This window comes from Skermania sp. ID1734 (genome assembly GCF_007489285.1).
Classification (GTDB): Bacteria; Actinomycetota; Actinomycetes; order Mycobacteriales; family Mycobacteriaceae; genus ID1734.
In genome coordinates, this window is record NZ_VLIY01000005.1 from 122,418 (window position 1) to 141,410 (window position 18,993).

Annotated in this window: 16 protein-coding genes; 9 read left to right on the top strand and 7 right to left on the bottom strand. The window is 65.8% G+C overall.

Annotated features, from left to right (window positions below; genetic code table 11):
* Positions 1–128: 128 nt before the first annotated feature.
* The 4 genes from FOS14_RS07945 (at position 129) to FOS14_RS07960 (ending at position 3,745) form a co-directional block, all read left to right on the top strand.
* Positions 129–1,403 carry a sensor histidine kinase gene (locus FOS14_RS07945; protein ID WP_255450153.1) on the top strand — a complete coding sequence of 425 codons (1,275 nt, stop codon included), beginning with the start codon at positions 129–131 and terminating at the stop codon, positions 1,401–1,403.
* Positions 1,404–1,530: 127 nt separating this feature from the next.
* Entirely contained in the window at positions 1,531–2,187 is a 657-nt protein-coding gene (locus FOS14_RS07950; protein WP_185981694.1) for a response regulator transcription factor, read from the top strand.
* Positions 2,188–2,255: 68 nt separating this feature from the next.
* Positions 2,256–2,732 (top strand): SRPBCC family protein, encoded by a 477-nt coding sequence (locus tag FOS14_RS07955; RefSeq protein WP_143769761.1) that lies wholly within the window; start codon positions 2,256–2,258, stop codon positions 2,730–2,732.
* A 32-nt stretch (positions 2,733–2,764) separates the two neighbouring features.
* Complete coding sequence (locus FOS14_RS07960) at positions 2,765–3,745, top strand: acryloyl-CoA reductase (RefSeq protein WP_143769893.1); 981 nt, start codon at positions 2,765–2,767, stop codon at positions 3,743–3,745.
* Here FOS14_RS07960 and FOS14_RS07965 read toward each other — a convergent pair whose 3' ends face one another.
* Positions 3,746–4,219, bottom strand: coding sequence for a hypothetical protein (locus FOS14_RS07965; protein ID WP_143769762.1), 474 nt, complete (start codon positions 4,217–4,219; stop codon positions 3,746–3,748).
* A gap of 250 nt (positions 4,220–4,469) precedes the next feature.
* Here FOS14_RS07965 and FOS14_RS07970 point away from each other — a divergent pair, with 250 nt between their 5' ends.
* Positions 4,470–4,706, top strand: a complete 237-nt coding sequence (locus FOS14_RS07970; RefSeq protein WP_143769763.1) for a hypothetical protein — start codon at positions 4,470–4,472, stop codon at positions 4,704–4,706.
* A 57-nt stretch (positions 4,707–4,763) separates the two neighbouring features.
* Here FOS14_RS07970 and FOS14_RS07975 read toward each other — a convergent pair whose 3' ends face one another.
* From FOS14_RS07975 to prpD, 3 genes are read right to left on the bottom strand one after another with little or no spacing between them, the layout of a single operon-like run.
* Complete coding sequence (locus FOS14_RS07975) at positions 4,764–5,888, bottom strand: bifunctional 2-methylcitrate synthase/citrate synthase (RefSeq protein ID WP_143769764.1); 1,125 nt, start codon at positions 5,886–5,888, stop codon at positions 4,764–4,766.
* Positions 5,885–6,802: a methylisocitrate lyase gene (prpB, locus tag FOS14_RS07980; protein WP_143769765.1), complete on the bottom strand. Its 918-nt coding sequence runs from the start codon at positions 6,800–6,802 to the stop codon at positions 5,885–5,887. Before prpB ends, FOS14_RS07975 begins: the two co-directional genes overlap by 4 nt.
* Complete coding sequence (gene prpD / locus FOS14_RS07985; protein ID WP_143769766.1) at positions 6,803–8,311, bottom strand: 2-methylcitrate dehydratase PrpD; 1,509 nt, start codon at positions 8,309–8,311, stop codon at positions 6,803–6,805. It abuts the gene before it with no gap.
* Positions 8,312–8,360: 49 nt separating this feature from the next.
* Between prpD and FOS14_RS07990 the strand changes: the two genes are divergently transcribed.
* The 4 genes from FOS14_RS07990 to FOS14_RS08005 all read left to right on the top strand — a co-directional run bounded on the left by FOS14_RS07990 (position 8,361) and on the right by FOS14_RS08005 (position 13,932).
* A complete protein-coding gene (locus FOS14_RS07990; protein ID WP_143769767.1) occupies positions 8,361–11,141 on the top strand; it encodes an FAD-binding and (Fe-S)-binding domain-containing protein in 2,781 nt (926 codons plus the stop codon).
* A 227-nt stretch (positions 11,142–11,368) separates the two neighbouring features.
* The gene (locus tag FOS14_RS07995) at positions 11,369–12,349 is read left to right on the top strand and encodes a pirin family protein (protein ID WP_143769768.1); all 981 of its coding nucleotides are present in this window, start codon (positions 11,369–11,371) and stop codon (positions 12,347–12,349) included.
* On the top strand, positions 12,346–13,263 hold the full coding sequence (locus tag FOS14_RS08000; protein ID WP_143769769.1) for a DNA-3-methyladenine glycosylase: 918 nt from the start codon (positions 12,346–12,348) through the stop codon (positions 13,261–13,263). Before FOS14_RS07995 ends, FOS14_RS08000 begins: the two co-directional genes overlap by 4 nt.
* 291 nt (positions 13,264–13,554) lie before the next feature.
* A complete protein-coding gene (locus FOS14_RS08005; protein ID WP_143769770.1) occupies positions 13,555–13,932 on the top strand; it encodes a DUF732 domain-containing protein in 378 nt (125 codons plus the stop codon).
* Positions 13,933–13,997: 65 nt separating this feature from the next.
* Here the strand turns inward: FOS14_RS08005 and FOS14_RS08010 are convergent, their stop codons facing one another.
* The 3 genes from FOS14_RS08010 to FOS14_RS08020 all read right to left on the bottom strand — a co-directional run bounded on the left by FOS14_RS08010 (position 13,998) and on the right by FOS14_RS08020 (position 18,942).
* Positions 13,998–15,368, bottom strand: a complete 1,371-nt coding sequence (locus FOS14_RS08010; protein WP_143769771.1) for a hypothetical protein — start codon at positions 15,366–15,368, stop codon at positions 13,998–14,000.
* The gene (gene treS / locus FOS14_RS08015; protein ID WP_143769772.1) at positions 15,365–17,248 is read right to left on the bottom strand and encodes a maltose alpha-D-glucosyltransferase; all 1,884 of its coding nucleotides are present in this window, start codon (positions 17,246–17,248) and stop codon (positions 15,365–15,367) included. Before treS ends, FOS14_RS08010 begins: the two co-directional genes overlap by 4 nt.
* A gap of 170 nt (positions 17,249–17,418) precedes the next feature.
* Positions 17,419–18,942 carry a DHA2 family efflux MFS transporter permease subunit gene (locus FOS14_RS08020; protein ID WP_255450172.1) on the bottom strand — a complete coding sequence of 508 codons (1,524 nt, stop codon included), beginning with the start codon at positions 18,940–18,942 and terminating at the stop codon, positions 17,419–17,421.
* Between the last annotated feature and the right edge of the window lie 51 nt (positions 18,943–18,993).

The following is an 18,993-nucleotide window of genomic DNA, read 5'->3' on the forward strand; positions in this document are numbered from 1 at the left end:
CGACGCTACGGAGCGCGGCCAGGCATTTCGCCGTGCCGCGGACGGGACTTCCGGCTCCTACCGTGGGTGGATACTGCAACCTCTCGCAGGACGATGTGGGACGCGAGACCACGACCTAGGGTGGTGTGGTGAGCATCGGTGAGCGCTATGCGTCGGCGACCGACAGCGCCGCCGAAGTCGGGGCGCGACTGGTCGCCCGCAAGCGCCTGCACTTTGTGCGCGTCGCGGATTATGTTCAGCGACGGCTGAGCAACCTGCCACACAACTATCCACCGATCATCCCGCTGGTTTCCGACATCTCACTGCTGACGGTGACGGTCGTCGCGCTCGTGCAACGGGACGCGTTCATTCCCCCGCGCTGGCCGCTGCTGGCGGGGTTCATCGCAATAGCCCCGATCCTGTGGGTATTCGCTTTCGACTACAAGCCGTCCGAGCGCACGGCTCCGCTCGTCCTCGCGGCGGGCGCCATCGTGAGCACCGGTCTGCTGCTGCTCGAGCCGAGACCTGCCGATGCCGCGCCGTTCATCATGATGATCGTCGTCGGTGAGGTGGCCGCGACCGCGACCCTGCGGATAGGCATCTGCGTCGCGGCGGCCACGGCGGTCGTGCTGGCGGTACCCACGGCGATGGGCCGGCTCGACAACGCTCCCGTCTACCTGATGCTCATCCCGCTCGGTTGGTGCGTCGGATTCATGCTGCAGACGCAGATGCGCCTGTTGGAGCGGGAACGCGAGAGCCAGCAGCAGCGCGCCGAACAGGCGGCCAGCGACGAGCGGCGCCGGATCGCCCGCGAGGTGCATGACGTTGTCGCACATTCATTGAGCGTGACGTTGCTGCACCTGACCGGTGCGCGCCGGGCGCTGCAGGAAGACAACGACGTCAATGAAGCGGTCGAGGCGCTCATAGACGCCGAACGGCTTGGCCGCCAAGCAATGTCGGACATCCGCCGCACGGTCGGACTGCTCGACGACAGCCGGGGCAAGACCACCCCGGAGCCGGGTCTGGGCGACCTCGATGATCTGGTGGCCGGCTTCATCCGTGCGGGACTGCGCCTCGACTTCACGATGCACGGTGATGCCGATCGAGTATCAGCCAGCATCGGTTTGGCGCTGTATCGCATTGCCCAGGAGAGCCTGGCCAACATCGCCAAGCACGCACCGGGCGCAAAAGCGGAACTTGAAGTGACGGTGCGCGATACAAAGGTAACCGTGACAGCCACCAATACGACGGCAAAGGACCAGCTCGTGGGCCAGGGTGGCTCCGGCCTTATCGGTATGCGGCAGCGCGCCGAACTGCTCGGCGGGAACTTCAGCGCCGGGCCCAGTCCGGAGGGATGGTCCGTGCGAGCGGAGATTCCGCTTGCCGCACAGGCTGACTCGGCCGGGTGTTGGTTCCAGATATGACTGTGCTTCCAGTTACGGTCCTTCCCTCCGCTCCTCGCTTCGTTCCTCGACCTTCCCGCCCCGCCGCCCGCTGCTCCGCTGCGGTACTCGCTGCGATGCTCAGAAAGGACCTCCACTCTTGACCGTAATCAGAGTGCTGTTGGTCGATGATCAGGAACTGGTGCGCTCCGGGCTGCGCCGGATCCTGCGTCGCAAGGACGGCTTCGACATCGTCGCCGAGTGTGCCGACGGCTCGGAAGTCCTCGCCGCGGTGACTAGTTCCCGGCCCGACGTCATTGTCATGGACCTGCGAATGAAGCGTGTGGACGGCATCGAGGCCACCCGCCGTGTCCGGGCCGCCGGTGCGCACCCGCCGGTGCTGGTGCTCACTACCTTCGATGACGACGAGTTGCTCTCCGGCGCGTTGCGTGCGGGCGCGGCGGGTTTCATCCTGAAGGACTCGCCGGCCGAGGAACTTATTCGCGCCGTCCGTACGGTCGCCGGTGGCGACGCCTGCCTCGACCCGGCCGTGACCGCCCGCGTGCTCACGGCATACCGGGACGCCCCCGCGTCGGTTCCCGCCGCGGCCGTCGACGAACTCACCGCCCGTGAACGCGACGTCCTCGCGTTGATCGGGCGCGGATTGAGCAATTCCGAGATCGCGGCGGAGCTGTTCATCTCGGAGGTCACCGTGAAAAGCCACGTCGGGCATATCTTCGGCAAGCTCGGACTGCGGGATCGGGCGGCGGCCATTGTGTACGCATTCGATCACGCGATCGTCGCGCCGAGACTGCGCGACAGCTAGCGGCCGCCATCTACACTGCGCTGCACGGGCGGTCGCCGACCGCCGGCAAGTGGAGGGAAGACGAACTCATGGCCGAGCAGCCCGCTGAACTGACCGCGTCGATCACGATCGATGCCACGCCCGCGCAGGTGTGGAGCGTGCTATCCGACGTCACCCGGATGCCGGAGTTCAGCCCGGAGCTGCAGAAGGTGATCCGCCTTGGCGCGGCCAAAGACGGCATCCGGCAAGGGACGCGCTTTATCGGGCTCAACCGCCGGCAATGGCTGTGGTGGCCGACGACGTCGAAGGTGGTGCGTTTCGAACCCGAGCGTGAGATCGCCTGGAAGACCCAAGAAAGCGGCGCCACCTGGAGTTACCGGCTGGCACCGACTTCCGGCGGCACCGAGGTGACGTCGCGCCGGGAATTGCCTGCCTACACCATCGGCTCCAAGCTGATGACGCCGTTGATGGGCGGTGCCGCCAACCACGACACCGAACTTGGCGAAGGCATGCGGGTAACCCTCGAACGGATAAGGACGGTCATCGAGGGCCCGGCCGGTAAGTAGGCTGTCCTGCCGTGAGCACAACTTTTTCTGCGATGGTCGCCCGCGAGAACGACGGGGCCGTGACGCTGACGCCGGAAACCGTGGACGAGTCCTTTCTGCCCGATGGCACGGTCACCATCCGGGTGACCCACTCGAGCGTCAATTACAAGGACGCGTTGGCGGTGACGCCGAAGGGCGGCGTCGTCCGCGAGTATCCGATCGTGCCGGGTATCGACTTGGCCGGTGAAGTTGTGTCCTCGGACAACCACGACTTCGAGCCGGGCGACACCGTCCTCGCGCACGGCTACGACATCGGCACCGGTCGCCACGGTGGGTACGCCGAATTCGCTCGCGTGCCCGCCAAATACGTTGTCCCACTGTCGCATATGACCCCGCATGACGCCGCCGCGATCGGCACTGCCGGATTCACGGCCGCAATGAGTGTCGAGGCGCTGCTGGACCGGGGCATCAGTCCCGACGACGGCCCGGTCCTGGTAACCGGTGCCAGCGGCGGCGTCGGCAGCACGAGCGTCGACCTGTTAGCCGCCGCCGGATTCGAGGTGGTCGCCTCCACCGGAAAACCGGAGGCGGAGGAGCTTTTGCTGGCCCTCGGCGCCTCCCGGGTGATCGGTCGAGTTCCCGAGGACCCCGAGGCCAAAATTCGTCCGCTGGGCAAGGCCGAATGGGCGGCCGCAGTCGACTGCGTCGGCGGCAAGACCCTCGCGTACGTGCTGAGCACTTTGAAATACGGCGGTGCGGTGGCCGCGAGCGGACTGACCGGTGGCGCGGGGCTCAATACGACCGTGATGCCGTTCATCCTGCGTGGCGCGGGACTACTCGGTATCGATTCCGTTCAGCTGGACATCGAGACGCGCCGCGAGCTGTGGGACCGGCTGAATACGGAGTTGCGCCCCCGCCACCTCGACAAGCTCACCCATGATGTCGACATCAAAGATGTGACCTCGGTGATCGACCAAGTGCGGCAGGGGCGCTACACCGGACGCGCTGTCGTGCGCGTCAGCGGGGGGTTCTAGTTACGGCGTCGGCGTAACCGGTGTGGTCGACGCGCCGGACGGCGGCGTAGCCGGCCCGTTCTGGTTCGTCCCGTTCTGACCAGGCCCGTTCTGGTTCGTCCCGTTCTGGCCGGGTCCGTTCTGGTTTTGACCCGGTCCGCGGTGATGACGCATCGAACCCGGTCCATTGCCCGGGCCGAAGCCGCCGCCCGGACCCCACTCCTGGCCGCCGCGGTGGTGCATCTGGCCGTGATGCCCGTGGTGGTGTCCGTGATGACCGCCGCCACCGCCGTACACCGCATAGCCGACGCCGAAACCGGCACCGAAGAGCACAACCACGGCCGCGATGGCGGCAACGATCCGGCCGGCGCGGGTGCCCGTGACCGGTGCGACGAACCTGTCCCGGAACGAGCGTTTAGGCGGCGGGGCGGCCGCCGGCGTTTGACCGACGATTTCGGTGGGCCGTTCGTCGGGATTGTGCGGTCCCTCAGTCATGTCTGAATCCTTCTATTAGTCGGGTATCTGACTACCAACCCAAAGTAAGCAGCCCGTCTGAGCATCGGGTGCGGCGCTGCTGCGAAGTCACTGTGAACTCCCCGCGCGTGTGTGACGGGTCATAGCGGGCGCACATGTCACGCCCACGGTCAACCAATTCTGCGCCTGCACGGTGGAGTTCGTCGCCCCGGTGAGCGGGGCCGACCCGCGGGTCTCGCGGACGGAGGCCAACACAACAGGAGAAGATCGAATGGGCTCGAAACTGAAGAAGTCTGTTGCCGCTGCCGGGCTGACCTTGGCATTGTTCGGGGTGGGGGCCGGTGTCGCGAGCGCCGATCCGGCTCCCGGACAGCACAATCCAGCGCCTGCGCAGAACCAGCACCCCGATCAGCGACAGGGGCCGCAACGTCAAAATCCCGCTCCTGCGCCGCAGCAGCAGAGCCCGCATGGATTCTGGTTCTTCAACCAGTGGGTACCGCTGCCGTAGCGAACCCTTACCGACGAGACAGGCCGTGCGTGATTTTCCACCGCCCGCGGTGGAAAATCACGCACGGGGGGTGGGGGTCGTGGGCACCGACCGCTGTTCGGGGCCGGAGTACTCGGCAAGCGGGCGGATCAATGCATTCGCCCCCAACTGCTCGATGATGTGCGCGGTCCACCCGGTGACTCTGCTGGACACGAAGATCGGCGTGAACTCCTCGATGTCGAACCCCATCAGGTAATAGGCAGGGCCGGCAGGGAAATCGAGGTTGGGCTTGAGCCCGGTCTCGGCCTCCATCGCGGTCTCCAGGGCGGAATAGATCTCGAGCCACTTGTCGCCGTCCGTCGCCGCCGCCACGGCGTCGAGCGCGGATTTCATTGTGGGAACGCGGGAATCGCCGTGCTTGTACACCCGGTGCCCAAAACCCATCACCTTGTCGTGGGCGTCCAGCTTGCCGCGCAGCCACTCGTCGACGTTTGCGGCGTCGCCGATGTCCAGCATGTCGCGCATCACCGCCTCGTTGGCGCCGCCGTGCAGCGGACCCTTCAGCGCGCCGATGGCGGCGGTGACCGCGCTGTAAATGTCCGACATGGTGGAGGCGACGACACGTGCCGCGAAGGTCGAAGCGTTGAAGCTGTGCTCCGCGTAGAGAATGAGTGACACCTGAAATGCCTTGGTGAGCTTAGGATCCGCGGCACCGAAGCACATGGTGAGGAAGTTCTCGGCGAACCCCAACTGGTCACTAGGCGGGATCAGGTCTTGTCCCCGACGGCGCCGCAGATCCGCGGCTATCACGGTCGGTATGACGGCGGTGATGCGTAACGCCTTGGCAAGGTTGGCATCTCGCGAGTTGTCGTTCTCGTTCGGATCTGTCGCGCCGAGGTAGCTGACCGCTGTGCGTAAAACGTCCATGGGATCGCAGTTCTCGGGAAGGCTCGTCACCATCGAGAGCAGGGCATCATCTGCCCGACGTAAACCGCGCTCGCGGTCGGTGAACGCCGAAAGCTCGCTCGCGGAAGGCAGTTCGCCATACCACAGTAAGTAGGCAACCTCCTCGAAGCTGCAGGACTCGGCCAGCTCGCCGACCGGATATCCGCGATAGATGAGCGAGTTGGTATCGGAGACAACGTCGGAGATGGCGGTGGTGTCGACGAAGACGCCGTCGAGGCCCTTCTTTATATCGGTCATTGCCGGTCCTGTTCCAGTGCAAAGTTGTAGATGCCGGAATCGAATTCGTTGTAGTTGGCGTATCCGAGCAGCTCGTAGAGCTCGGTTCGGTGCTGCATGCGGTCCAGGAGGGCCGATTGGGTGCCGGTGTCAGCGATTTCGCGCAATCCCTGTTCGACGGCGAACATGGCCAGCCGCAGCGTCGTGACCGGATAGATGACCACGTTGTAGCCGAGGTTCTGCAGTTGCACGGCGGACAGCAGTTTGGACTTGCCGAACTCGGTCATGTTGGCCAACAACGGGATCGACACGGCGGCGCGGAAGCGCTCGAACTCGGATTCATCAACCAGCGCCTCGGTGAAAATCAGGTCCGCCCCGGCGTCGACGTAGGCTTTCGCCCGGTCGATGGCGGCGTCGAGCCCCTCGATGGCGCGGGCGTCGGTGCGTGCGCAGATGACGAAGTCGGGATCGCGGCGAGCCGAGACCGCGGCGCGCACGCGCTTGACCATCTCCTCCGTGTCGACGACCGCCTTGCCGTCGAGGTGACCGCAACGCTTCGGATTGACCTGGTCCTCGAGGTGCATTCCGGCCAGTCCCGCGTCTTCGAGCATCGTGACCGTCCGCGCAGCGCTCATCGGCTCACCGAATCCCGTGTCGGCATCGAGCAGCGTGGGTAGGTCAGTGACCCGGGCGATCTGGCCGCCACGTTCGGTGACCTCGGACAAGGTGGTCAGGCCGATGTCAGGCAGGCCGAGGTCGGCCGACAATGCCGCTCCGGAAACGTAGACCCCGTCGAAGCCCATGCGTTGCACCAGCATTGCCACCAGCGGCGAGAACGCTCCGGGGAGCCGCTGGATTGTGCCCGAGGAGAGTCCAGCACGAAACGCCGTGCGCTTGTCATGGGCCGGTGTCGGTGCGGCGATCACGCGCGACATCTAGAACAACCCCTTTCCGACGGTCGGGGCGCCGGCGAGGAACTCCTCGGACACCGTGAACGTCAATTGGTCCAGCTGGCCGGGGCCAAGATCGGCGGTCGCGGCTGCTGCGTCGAGAAAGCGCTGTTGCTCGGCGTCCTCGATCACCCCCTCGGCGAGGGTGTGGAACTTGGCGATGTAGTCCTCGCGCGCAAACGGTTTGGCACCTAACGGGTGCGCGTCGGCGACCGCTAGTTCGTCGACGATCACGTCCCCGTTTTGCATGGTGATCTCGGCACGGGCGCCGAACGCCTTTTCGGCCGGATCCGTCGAGTGATAGCGCCGGGTCCACTCGGGATCTTCGGCCGTGGAGATCTTGCGCCACAGCTCGACGGTGTCCGGGCGCGCCGCGCGCTCCGGCGCGTAGGAGCGCTCGTGGTGCCAGTCGCCGTCCTGCAATGCGACCGCGAAGATGTACATCACCGAGTGATCGAGCGTCTCCCGGCTGGCGTGCGGGTCGAACTTCTGCGGATCGCCCGAGCCGGTGCCGATCACATAGTGGGTGTGATGGCTGGTGTGCAGCACGATGGATTCGATCTGATCCAAGTCCGGTATGCGCGAGCGCATCCGACGGGCCAGATCGATGGGCGCCTGACTCTGATACTCCGCGGAATGAGCCTTCGTGTAGCTGTCCAGAATCGCGCGCTTGGGCTCGCCCGGTCCGGGCAGCGGGATGACGTATTCGGCATCGGGTCCGCTGAGCAGCCAGGCGATGACCCCGTCCTCGCCCTCCCAGATCGGTGCGGGCGAGGTCTCTCCCCGCATGGCCCGGTCGACCGCTTCCACAGCCATCTTTCCCGCGAAGGCCGGCGCGTAGGCCTTCCAGCTCGAGATCAGGCCCTTGCGCGATTGGCGGGTCGCTGTCGTGGTGTGCAGCGCTTGCCCGACGGCCTGATAGATGGTTTCGGTGTCGAGCTTCAGCAGCGTGCCGATCCCGGCCGCGGCGGAGGGGCCGAGGTGGGCGACATGGTCGATCTTGTGCTCGTGCAGACACATCCCCGTCGCCAGATCGATCTGGATCTCGTAGGCGGTGGCCAGCCCGCGGATCAGGTCCGCGCCTGAACGCTCGGCATGTTGGGCCACCGCCAGGACCGGCGGAATGTTGTCTCCCGGATGCGAGTACTCCGCGGCCAGAAACGTGTCGTGAAAGTCCAGTTCGCGCACGGCCACGCCGTTGGCCCAGGCTGCCCACTCGGGCGAGAACCGCTCCGCCCGCGACAGGCCGAACACCGTCGACCCTGGCGAGAACGGGTGCCGCATGGCCTGCGCGCGGGCACTGGTGACCGGTCGCCGGACCAACGCAGCGGCTGCCACGGCCGCGTCGTCGATGATCCGGTTGACCACCATCTCCGCGGTGTCGTCGGGCACCGCCACGGGATCTGCCGCGACTTCGGCGATCTTTGCCGCCAGGTGCTCGGACTGTGGAAAGTCCTCGGCGGAGCGATGCGTTCGCACGGTGTGGGCCTGCATGCTCCGGGGATTACCGATGCGCGCGGATTCGCAAACGTATCGTTGACTGATGGCGCCGCGACCCGGTTTCGATGTGCGGGCGTTGCGCGCGCAGTTGCGCGGCGAGGTCGATGATTCGCCCCGGCGGCGAGCCGAATACTCCTCGGACGCCTCGAATTATCGAGTGCCCCCGGCCGCTGTCGTCTTCCCCCGAAGCGACGACGACGTGGTTGCGGCCGTCCAGTTCGCCGCCGAAAACGGCATCCCGGTGACTCCGCGCGGTGGCGGAACGTCAGTCGCCGGCAACGCTATTGGTCCGGGATTGGTGCTCGACTTCAGCCGTCACCGCAACGCGATCATCGACCTCGACCCGCAGGCGCGCACGGCCGTTGTCCAGCCGGGGGTGGTGCTCAGCGACCTGCAGCAGGCCGCGAGCGCGTACGGCCTGCGCTTCGGGCCAGATCCCTCGACTCAGAACCGCTGCACCCTCGGCGGCATGATCGGCAACAATGCTTGCGGTCCGCGGGCGCTGGCGTGGGGGCGTACCGCGGACAACGTGCGTGAGGTGGTGATTCTCGACGGTCGCGGTACGCGCCGCACGCTCGCGGACGATCTCGATGTTGTCGCCGGGCTGCCGCAGTTCGTTGCGGCAAACCTCGCGCTGATTCGCACCCATCTCGGTACGTTCGATCGTCAAGCATCGGGATATGCACTGGAGCGCTTGCTGCCCGAACGTGGTGAGCGGGTGGCCCGCGCATTCGTCGGCACCGAGGGAACCTGTGGAGTGCTGCTCTCGGCCGCAGTGGAATTGGTGCCCATCCCCGAAGTCACCGCCGTAGTTGCCCTGGGTTATCCGGAAATGGCGACCGCCGCCGAAGACGCCCAGGAACTGCTCTCGGAACGACCCTCGGCGCTCGAAGGCCTCGACGCTCGACTGGTGGAAGTGCTTCGCGCGCACCGTAAGCCGGTTCCAGACTTGCCGCGAGGCACCGGCTGGCTGTTCATCGAGGTTGCCGGAGATTCCGGGGCCGCCGCCCGTGCCGCCGCGGAACGACTGTGCCGCAAGGCGCAAGCACTGGATCACCGGATCGTCGACGATCGGCGCGAGGCCGCCGCGCTGTGGAAGATCCGGGCCGACGGCGCCGGACTCGCAGGCCGCACCTTGGACGGCGAACCGGCGTGGCCCGGTTGGGAAGATGCTGCGGTACCCCCGGCGCGGCTCGCGGACTACCTCCGCGGTTTCGACGAGTTGATGCGCGACTACGGGCTCCACGGTCCGATGTACGGTCACTTCGGCGACGGCTGTGTGCACGTGCGGCTGGACTTGCCGATCAAGCAGGCGCCGCACCGATTTCGGGCATTTTTGCTCGACGCGGCCCGATTGGTCGCCGAACACGGTGGCTCGCTCAGCGGGGAACACGGTGACGGCCGCGCGCGCTCCGAGCTGTTGCCTATCATCTACTCACCGCAGGTGCTGGCCGCGTTCGCCAACTTCAAGGCGCTTTTCGACCCGGACAACGTGCTCAATCCCGGAGTGCTCGTCGATCCGCTGCCCATCGACCGAGACCTACGCCTGCCACAGGCACCCCGGCTCACCGTGCGTGGGATGGCGCTGCCGCATGATCGAGGCGACCTCAGCATGGCCGCCCATCGCTGCGTTGGCGTCGGAAAGTGTCGCGCCACAGGTGGATTCATGTGCCCGTCGTATCAGGCCACCCGTGATGATAAGGACAGCACCCGCGGCCGGGCCCGAGTGCTGCAGGAAATGGCCAACGGCCAACTGGTGACAGATGGTTTCGACGACCCCGCCGTCGCGCAGTCACTCGACCTGTGCCTGTCCTGCAAGGCCTGCGCGTCGGACTGCCCGGCCGGGGTGGACATGGCCACCTACAAATCCGAGGTGCTCTACCGCCGCTACCGGCGGCGGCTGCGTCCGATGAATCACTATGTGCTCGGCCAGCTTCCGCGCTGGCTGCGGCTGGGATCGAAAACGCCTCGGCTGGTCAACGCGCTGTCGCGTCGACCGTTGCTGCGACGGTGGGGCTTGGCCGCTGCCGGCATCGACTCTCGGCGGAAAGTTCCAGCGCTCGCTCGTGAGTCGTTCCGGGCCTGGTGGCATCATCGGCCCGCGGCGGCCGCCGAACCCTCGGTGCTACTGTGGATCGACAGCTTCACCAACGCGTTTTCCCCCGAAATAGCTGTTGCCGCCGTCGAATTGCTCGAATCTGCCGGATACGGCGTGCGGATCGTCGCCGATCCGGTGTGCTGCGGGCTCACGTGGATCACCACCGGCCAGCTGGACGGCGCCCGAAAGCGACTGAGCAAGACCGTCGAAGCGTTGGCGGAGCACGCGCTTGCCGGGGGATTGATAGTCGGGTTGGAGTCCTCGTGCACCGCCGTGTTGCGTTCGGATCTCGTCGAGCTGTTGCCTGAAGATCCACGAGCCGTGGCGGTCTCGGCCGCGGTACGTACGCTCGCGGAAGTTTTGGCCGACGCCCCACGGTGGCGACCGCCGCGCCTGGATGGTCGGCGGTTGGTGGTGCAGCCGCATTGTCATCAGCACGCCGTGCTCGGCTTCGATGCGGACCGCCGGCTACTGGCGCAGACCGGCGCAAACGTCACCTACATCGAAGGATGTTGCGGACTCGCCGGAAATTTCGGCATGGAACGCGGCCACTATGAAGTGTCGGTGGCGGTTGCCGAGAACGGCATCCTCGCCGCCTTGCGTGATGCGCCGGACGCCGTGCTGGTCGCTGATGGGTTCTCCTGTCGCACTCAGGCCGACCAGCTTGCTGGTCGGCCTGGAGTGCACTTGGCGCAGTTGTTGCGCGAAGCTACGCGCGAAACGTGACTGCCGCGATTAGCTCCCGAAGGGCAGCGTGCCCGGAGCGATGGCGTATCCGCTGCTACCAGCGGGCAGCAAGCCGAGGAAGAAGTTCAAGATCGCGGTGATCATGCAGTTGCCTTTCATAACCGGGGCCCCGACCCGTTCTAACAATTTCAAGGTACAAGCTACCGAGCGGATGGCCCGGTTGGCGATTTCGATTGCAGTACGAATCGGGCGAGCAGAATGAATGCATGAGCAATCTGGAGGCAAAGACCGCCGTCCTTACGTGTCAGGAATCCGGTGCCGACGACGCTTCGGTGGAGGTGTTGACCGCCCGCGATGTGCCGCTCGGCGGGATCCGGGCGATGAACGTTCGACGGACACTTCCGCAGCGCGCCCGGTCGCTGATTGGCGCGTGGTGCTTTGCCGATCATTACGGCCCGGATGATGTCGCCGAGACCGGCGGTATGCGCGTCCCGCCGCACCCGCACACCGGATTGCAGACCGTGAGCTGGCTTTTCTCCGGAGAGATCGAGCATCGGGACAGCCTCGGCACGCACGAGATGGTCCGGCCGGGCGAGCTGAACCTGATGACCGCTGGACACGGGATCGCGCACAGCGAGGTCTCGACCGAGGCAACAAAGATCTTGCACGGCATGCAATTGTGGGTGGCACTGCCCGAGGGCGCGCGCGATACGGCGCCGGCGTTCGAGCACTATGCGCCGTCGGTAAAGAACATTGCGGGCGGGCGTGTCAGTGTGTTCTTGGGCACACTTGCCGGTGAAACCTCACCGGTTCGGACATTCAGCCCTTTGTTGGGCGCCGAGATCAGCCTCGACCCGAACGCCACCATGGACCTCGAGGTGGATGCCGAATTCGAGCACGGCGCCATCGTCGACGCCGGGCCGGTGGAGGTCTGCGGGACGCGCATCGAGCGCGCGGAACTTGGGTTCCTCGGTCCCGGCCGGACCACACTGCGGTTGCGCAACCTCAGCGATGACCGTGCCCGGCTCGTCCTGCTCGGCGGTGCGCCGTTCGGCGAGAAGATCGTGATGTGGTGGAACTTCGTCGGTCGCAACACCGACGAGATCGCCGCGTCACGACGGCAGTGGCAGGCCGAGATCGGTGACGGCGCGACCGACGAACGGCAGTTCGGCGCTGTTCCCGGCTACGAGGGCGGTCCGATTCCGGCCCCGGTGCTGCCGAACCTCCCGTTGAAGCCGCGCGGGTGAGCGTCGCGCAAGCGTGCGAGCGCAGCCTCGAAACCGCCGTTCCGGTCAATCTGGCGCTAACCCTTGCGCCGCTGCGTCGCGGACGGGCCGACCCATGTCACCAGGTTGCCCGCGACGGCGCCATCTGGCGCACGTCACGGATGCCCTCGGGTGCGGTGACGTATCGGCTGTCGCAGGCAGGCCGTACGCGCGTCAATGCCCATACCTGGGGTGTCGGCGCGGCGGAGTTTCTCGACCAGCTACCGGCAATGCTGTGCCTCGACGAGGACATCACCGATTTCACGCCGACGCACCCGAAAATCGCTGACGCACATCGCCGTTTCCCCGATCTGCGCATGCTGCGAACCGGCCGGGTGCTAGAGGCGCTGGTGCCCGCGATTCTGGAGCAGAAGGTGCACGGCATCGCGGCGCGAGCGTCGTGGCGAGAATTGGTGCGCCGCTTCGGAGATCCGGCACCAGGGCCAGCCCCCGCGGGGATGCGGGTGCCACCCACCGCGGAACAGTGGCGGCGCGTTCCGTCGTGGGTGTTCCACCGCGCCAACGTGGATCCACGCCGCGCCAAGACGATCGTGGCTGCCGCCGCGGTGGCGGATCGGCTAGAGGAGGTGGCCGTCGGAACCGATGCCGAGCGGCTACTCCGGACGATTCCCGGGGTGGGCGTGTGGACCGCCGCGGAGGTGGCGCAACGGGCATTGGGCAGCTCGGATGCGTTGTCAGTCGGGGATTTTCACCTGGCCGCGATGATGGGCTGGACGCTCGTCGGGAGTCCGTTCGACGACGCGGCGATGGTGGAGTATCTGGAACCGCTCCGGCCGCATCGGTACCGGGCGGTGCGATTGTTGGAGGTCAGCGGGCACGCGGTCAAGCCGCGCTTCGGCCCCCGCACCGCCGTCACCGACCACCGCGGGCATTAAACGGAAATCTTGCTATACACACGTGCATACACACCTTCTGACCGTCGTTTGCGTCCGAGGTTGTACACATCATGTACACACCTCGCGGCGGGTGTGTGGGGCTGCGCTTGTACACACTGATGTACACACCTCGCGGCGGGTGTGTGGGTCCTGCCGCTGTATGCAGCTGTGGGCAGGGTCGACGGGTGTGGATTCGCGTCAAGAAACTATTCAGAAACCGCCAATGACCGGCGCGGACTCTTAACGCATCGGATCAACCGATCCGGGCCAAACCTCAAGGAGTCCCACGCCATGACCGCTCACCGCTTCGCCACCGTCGTCCGCGCCTCCGTCCTTTCCGCCGCGATCGGCGCCTCGATCTTTGCCGCAGCTGGTATGGCCAACGCCGACCCGACGTACAACACCGACCAGAATGTCAGCGCCGACCAGACGGACCAGGCGTTCGTTGCGGACCTGCAGGAACACGGCATTCAGATCACCGACACCCAAGCGACCGCGCACAACATCAATCTGATGTGCCAGGAGCTCGGTCAGGGCACGTCCGCCGTCAGCATCGTGGAACAGTTCAACGAGGCCAACCCGGGCCTCACCACCGACCAGGCGGCGTACTTCGTTGTCGCGGCGGTGCACACGTACTGCCCGGAGAATGCCTCGGCATTGCAGAGCTGACGCCGTAATCCGCCCCGTGCGTGAAATTCCACCGCCCGCGGTGGAATTTCACGCACGGGCGATGCCTATTCGACCACCAACCGTGCGATCGCGCGCACCGGCAACGTGAGCCAGTCCGGTCGGTGCCGCGCCTCGTAGACGGCCTCGTAGATCGCCTTGTCCAACTCGTAGGCCCGCAGCAAGGCGGACTGGTCCCGCGGATCGCTTCCGGTGACCGACGTGTAGCCGTCGCAGAACGCGGACGCGTTTCGGTGCGCCCACTCGGCGGCACGGAACGCCCGCTGCGACGTGTTCGTCTTCGCTGACTCGCCAAGCAGGTGGTGGCCGGCGTAGTCGAACGAGCGCAGCATGCCAGCGACATCGCGCAGCGGGCTGTCCGGCGTGCGCCGCTGCGCGACCGTCTTCAACGGCTCGCCCTCGAAGTCGATGAGCAGCCACCGCCACGGCGTGCGGAGCACCTGACCGAGGTGGAGGTCGCCGTGGATCCGTTGGACCACCGTGGGACCGGAATCGGCGGCAGCCTCGAACACGCGCAGTACGGCGTCGCGCTGCTCGGCAACGCCGTCGATCATTTTCGCGGCGGCGTCGAGGCGCTCCCGCATGCCGGGCAGCGGCCCGTCCCCGGCTGGGCGCACGCTGGTGCCGAAGTAGTCCGCTAACTCGGCGTGCACGTGCGCGACGGCGACCCCGAGACGCTCAGCCTCACCGGCGAAGTCGCTGCCGAGCTCATCGGCGTGCAAATCGGCCTCGGCAAACAGGTCACGCACGCTGATCAGCGCCATGTTCCAGCCGTCGGCGGAATTGGCGATGTACTCCTGCGCCATCGCCAACGTCGTCGGTTCGCCGGACACATCGGCTTCCACCCAGCCGAGCAACGGTGCGACGTTTTCACTGCCCACCTCGCTGAGTGCGCGGTGAATCTCCACGTCGGGATTGATCCCCGGATCGGGCTTGCGAAACATCTTGAGCAGCAGGGATTCATCGAAAACGACAGAGGTGTTCGACTGTTCGCCGCCGAGCGGCCGGCCCGGTCCCGGCTTGATCGCGTCGCCTTCGAGTGTCCGGAAGCGAAGCGGGCCAATGGTTTCGGAGCTGGCCAGCGCCCTTGCATACCTCGCACAGACATGCGGGTCGTGCAAACCGTCGTAGGCAAACGCGCGCTCGGCAACCGCTGGCAGTGCCCAGGGCAGCAGCGATTCGGCCGGCTGCGCGCGGTAGCCCAGCGGGATCTGATATTGCTGGTCGGCGCCGACGTCGAACGACACGGTCACCAACAGATGCTCGGCAACTAGTCGCTCGGACTCGAGCACCGGTACCCGCAGCGGAATATCGACCCCGGTGATAGCGCGTTCCCGGGCCGAGAACCAGCGCTGTTCGGGAAGCCACTCGCGCAGCTGGTCGCTGAGTTCGGAGGAGGTCGGCAACACGAGCGTCATCGGTGCACCGCCGCCTCTGCCTCGCTGCTGATTGGAAGCCCGCGCGCCGTGCCCTCATCGGCGGGATCCGGCTGCAACGCAAACCAGTAAAAGCCGTGGCCGGGCAGCGTCACCATGTACCCCTCGGTGGTGATCTTCGGAAACGGTATGGAACCGGTGAGTTCCACCGGGATCCGCCCGGCAAACACGGAAAGGTCGATGATCACTGCCTGCGGGAAGCGGGAAAGGTTGTTCACGCACAGAATCACGTCGCTGGCGCGGCGCTCGGCCGGTGACGGCGCCAGCTCGCGCAGGTACGTCAGCACCGCCGGGTTGCTGTTTCCCAATTCGGTGAAGGTGCCGAGCCCGAACGCCGGGTGCTGCTTGCGCACCTGGATCATCCGCCGCGTCCAGTGCAGCAGCGTGTTGGTCACGTTGAGCTGAGCCTCGACGTTGACGGCCTGGTAGCCGTAGGTCGGGTCCATGATGACCGGCAGATACATCCGGCCCGGGTCGCTGCGGGAGAACCCTGCGTTGCGGTCCGGGGTCCACTGCATCGGGGTGCGCACGGAGTCGCGGTCGCCCAGCCAGATGTTGTCGCCCATGCCGATCTCGTCGCCGTAGTACAGCATCGGTGATCCCGGGAGGCTCAGTAGCAGCGCCGTGAACAACTCCAGTTGGGTGCGGTCGTCGTCGAGCAGCGGCGCCAACCGTCGGCGGATGCCGATGTTCGCCTTCATCCGCGGATCCTTGGCGTACTCGGTGTACATGTAGTCGCGCTCTTCGTCGGTGACCATTTCCAGGGTCAGTTCATCGTGATTGCGCAGGAAGATCGCCCATTGCGCGGTGCTGGGGATCGGTGGCGTCTGGGCCAGAATTTCCGAGATCGGGAACCGGTTCTGGCGCCGGACCGCCATGAAAATCCTTGGCATCAACGGGAAGTGGAACGCCATGTGGCACTCGTCGCCGCGATCTGACTCGCCGAAATACTCCACCACGTCCGCGGGCCACTGGTTGGCCTCGGCGAGCAGGACACGCCCGGGATACTCGTCGTCGACCACCTTGCGGCACCGTTTGAGGAAGGCGTGGGTCTCAGCCAGGTTTTCGCAATTGGTGCCTTCGCGTTCGAACAAATACGGCACCGCGTCCAGCCGAAATCCGTCGATGCCCAGGTCGAGCCAGAAGCGCAGCACGTCGATCATCGCGTCCTGCACTTCCGGATTGTCGTAGTTCAAATCCGGCTGATGGGAAAAGAAGCGATGCCAATAGTATTGGCCACGAACGGGATCCCAGGTCCAGTTGGAATTCTCGGTGTCCACGAAGATGATTCGCGCGTCGCTGTAGCCCGTGTCGTCGTCGGACCAGACGTAGTAGTCGCCGTAGGGACCGTCGGGATCCGAGCGGGATTCCTGAAACCACAGGTGGGTGTCCGACGTGTGGTTCATGACCAGGTCGGTAATGATCCGGATGCCGCGCCGGTGTGCCTCGTCGAGGAGCACGACGAAGTCGTCGACGGTGCCGAATTCCGGTAGCACCGTGCGGAAGTCGCGGATGTCGTAGCCGCCGTCGCGCAGTGGCGAGTCGTAGAACGGCGGCAGCCACAGGCAGTCAACGCCGAGCCAGGCCAGGTAGTCCAGCTTTTCGGTGAGGCCGCGCAAGTCCCCGACGCCATCGTTGTTCGAGTCGTTGAAGGCGCGCACCAGTACCTCGTAGAAGACCGCCTTCTTGAACCACTGATCATCGACGCGCAGTGGTTTTGCGTGGGCAAAGTCGCCCGATTGGGACTCGACGAGGTGTCCGTCAGGCAGGTGTGCGGGTGGAAAATCCGGACGTGCAGCGGGTTTCGGTGCGGACAGGGGTGCTGGTGGACGGCGCTGCTCGCGCTCGTGACCAGTCGGCATGGGCAACCTCGGGGTCGGGTTCGAGGAGTCGTGGATTGGCCCTTCCGACACTATCCCGTTCTGGCTCGTTCGCCCACAGCCTCGAGGTCACCCGCCAGTTGTCGTCCGACTGCAGTCGATCGACTGCAGTGCGTTGACAATGTGCGGGTGACCTCGAGGGGCAGGTGAGGTCAGTGCACGGCGATGGCCGGCATCTCACCCTCGGGCGCGGTTTCTGCCGGCCGCTTCCGCGGCAGGAAGAAGGCCGGAATGATCGTCAGGGCGATCAGCACGACCGCCACGATGAACGTGTGGCCGAACGCGCTGCCCGCCTGCGCGAATCCGGTGTCGAGCGCGCCGGGCGGGAGCTTTCCGGCAATGCTCGGATCGTTGCGCGACGCGATGGCCGGACCAGCGAAGTCGTGGCTCTTGATCAGGTTGGTCAGAATCACCGACATCGTGGCGGTACCGATGGAGCCGCCGGTCTGGTTGATGATGTTCATCAGCGTCGATCCGCGCGCCACCTCCTGATGAGTCAGCGTCTGCAGCGCTGCGGTCATGATCGGCATCATCGTGGCGCCCATGCCGAGGCCCATGACGAAGAGCGCGCCGAGCAGCACCGCGTAGGACGTATCCGCGCCGACCTGGGTGAACACCGCCATGCCGATGCCGATGAGCGTGATGCCGAACAGCACGATCTTTCCAGGGCCGATCTTGTCGACCAGCTTGCCGGCGACCGGCATGGTCAGCATGGCGCCGAGACCCTGCGGGGCGACCATCAGTCCGGCGTGCAGTGTGCTCTGTCCGCGCACCTGCAGGAAGTAGCTGGGTATCAGCAGCCCGGCACCGAAGAACGCAATCGCGAACAGCGTCATGGTGATGACCGCGACCGTGAGGTTGCGGTTGCGGAACAGGTGCAGGTCGATGAGCGGATGGACGGTGCGCAGCGCGTGGAAGACGAACGACACCATGAGCACCAGGCCGATCGCGGCCGGAACCAAGACCCGGGCCGAGGCGATCGTGCCCATTTCCGGAATCGAGGAGACGCCGAACAGGAACAGCGCCAAGCCGGGCGACAGCAGCAGCATGCCCAGGAAGTCGAACGATTCCGACGGCGACGGGTCATCGCTGGGCAGGAGCGTGATCGCGGCGATAAGCGCGACGATGCCGATCGGAACGTTGATGAGGAAGATCCAGTGCCAACTCGCGGACTCGATCAACCAGCCGCCGAGGATCGGGCCGCTGATCGGGCCGAGCAGCATGGGCACCCCGAGGACGGCCATGACGCGGCCGACTCGCTGCGGACCTGCAGCGTGGGTCATGATCGTCATGCCCAGCGGCATGAGCATGCCGCCGCCGAGGCCCTGGATGACGCGGAAGCCGATCAATGACTCGATGTCCCAGGCCGTACTGCACAGCACCGACCCGAGCACGAACAACACCAGCGCCAGAATGTAGAGCCGCTTGGTGCCGAACCGGTCTGCCGCCCACCCGGTCAGCGGGATCACTGTTGCCAGCGCGAGGGTGTAGCCGGTCATCGCCCAGGCGGCGATCGCGTATGTGGTGTGGAATTCCGATTGGAAGGTCGGGATCGCGACACTGACGACCGTCATGTCGAGAATCGACATGATCGCGCCCAGCACGACGACGCCGGCGATCTTGAACACCGCGGCGTCGAGCTTGTCGTCCGGCCCGACCGAACCGTCGGACGTCAGCTCGCCCTCTTCGCGGGTATGTGGAGGAGTAGTCACCGCTTAAGCGTGGCA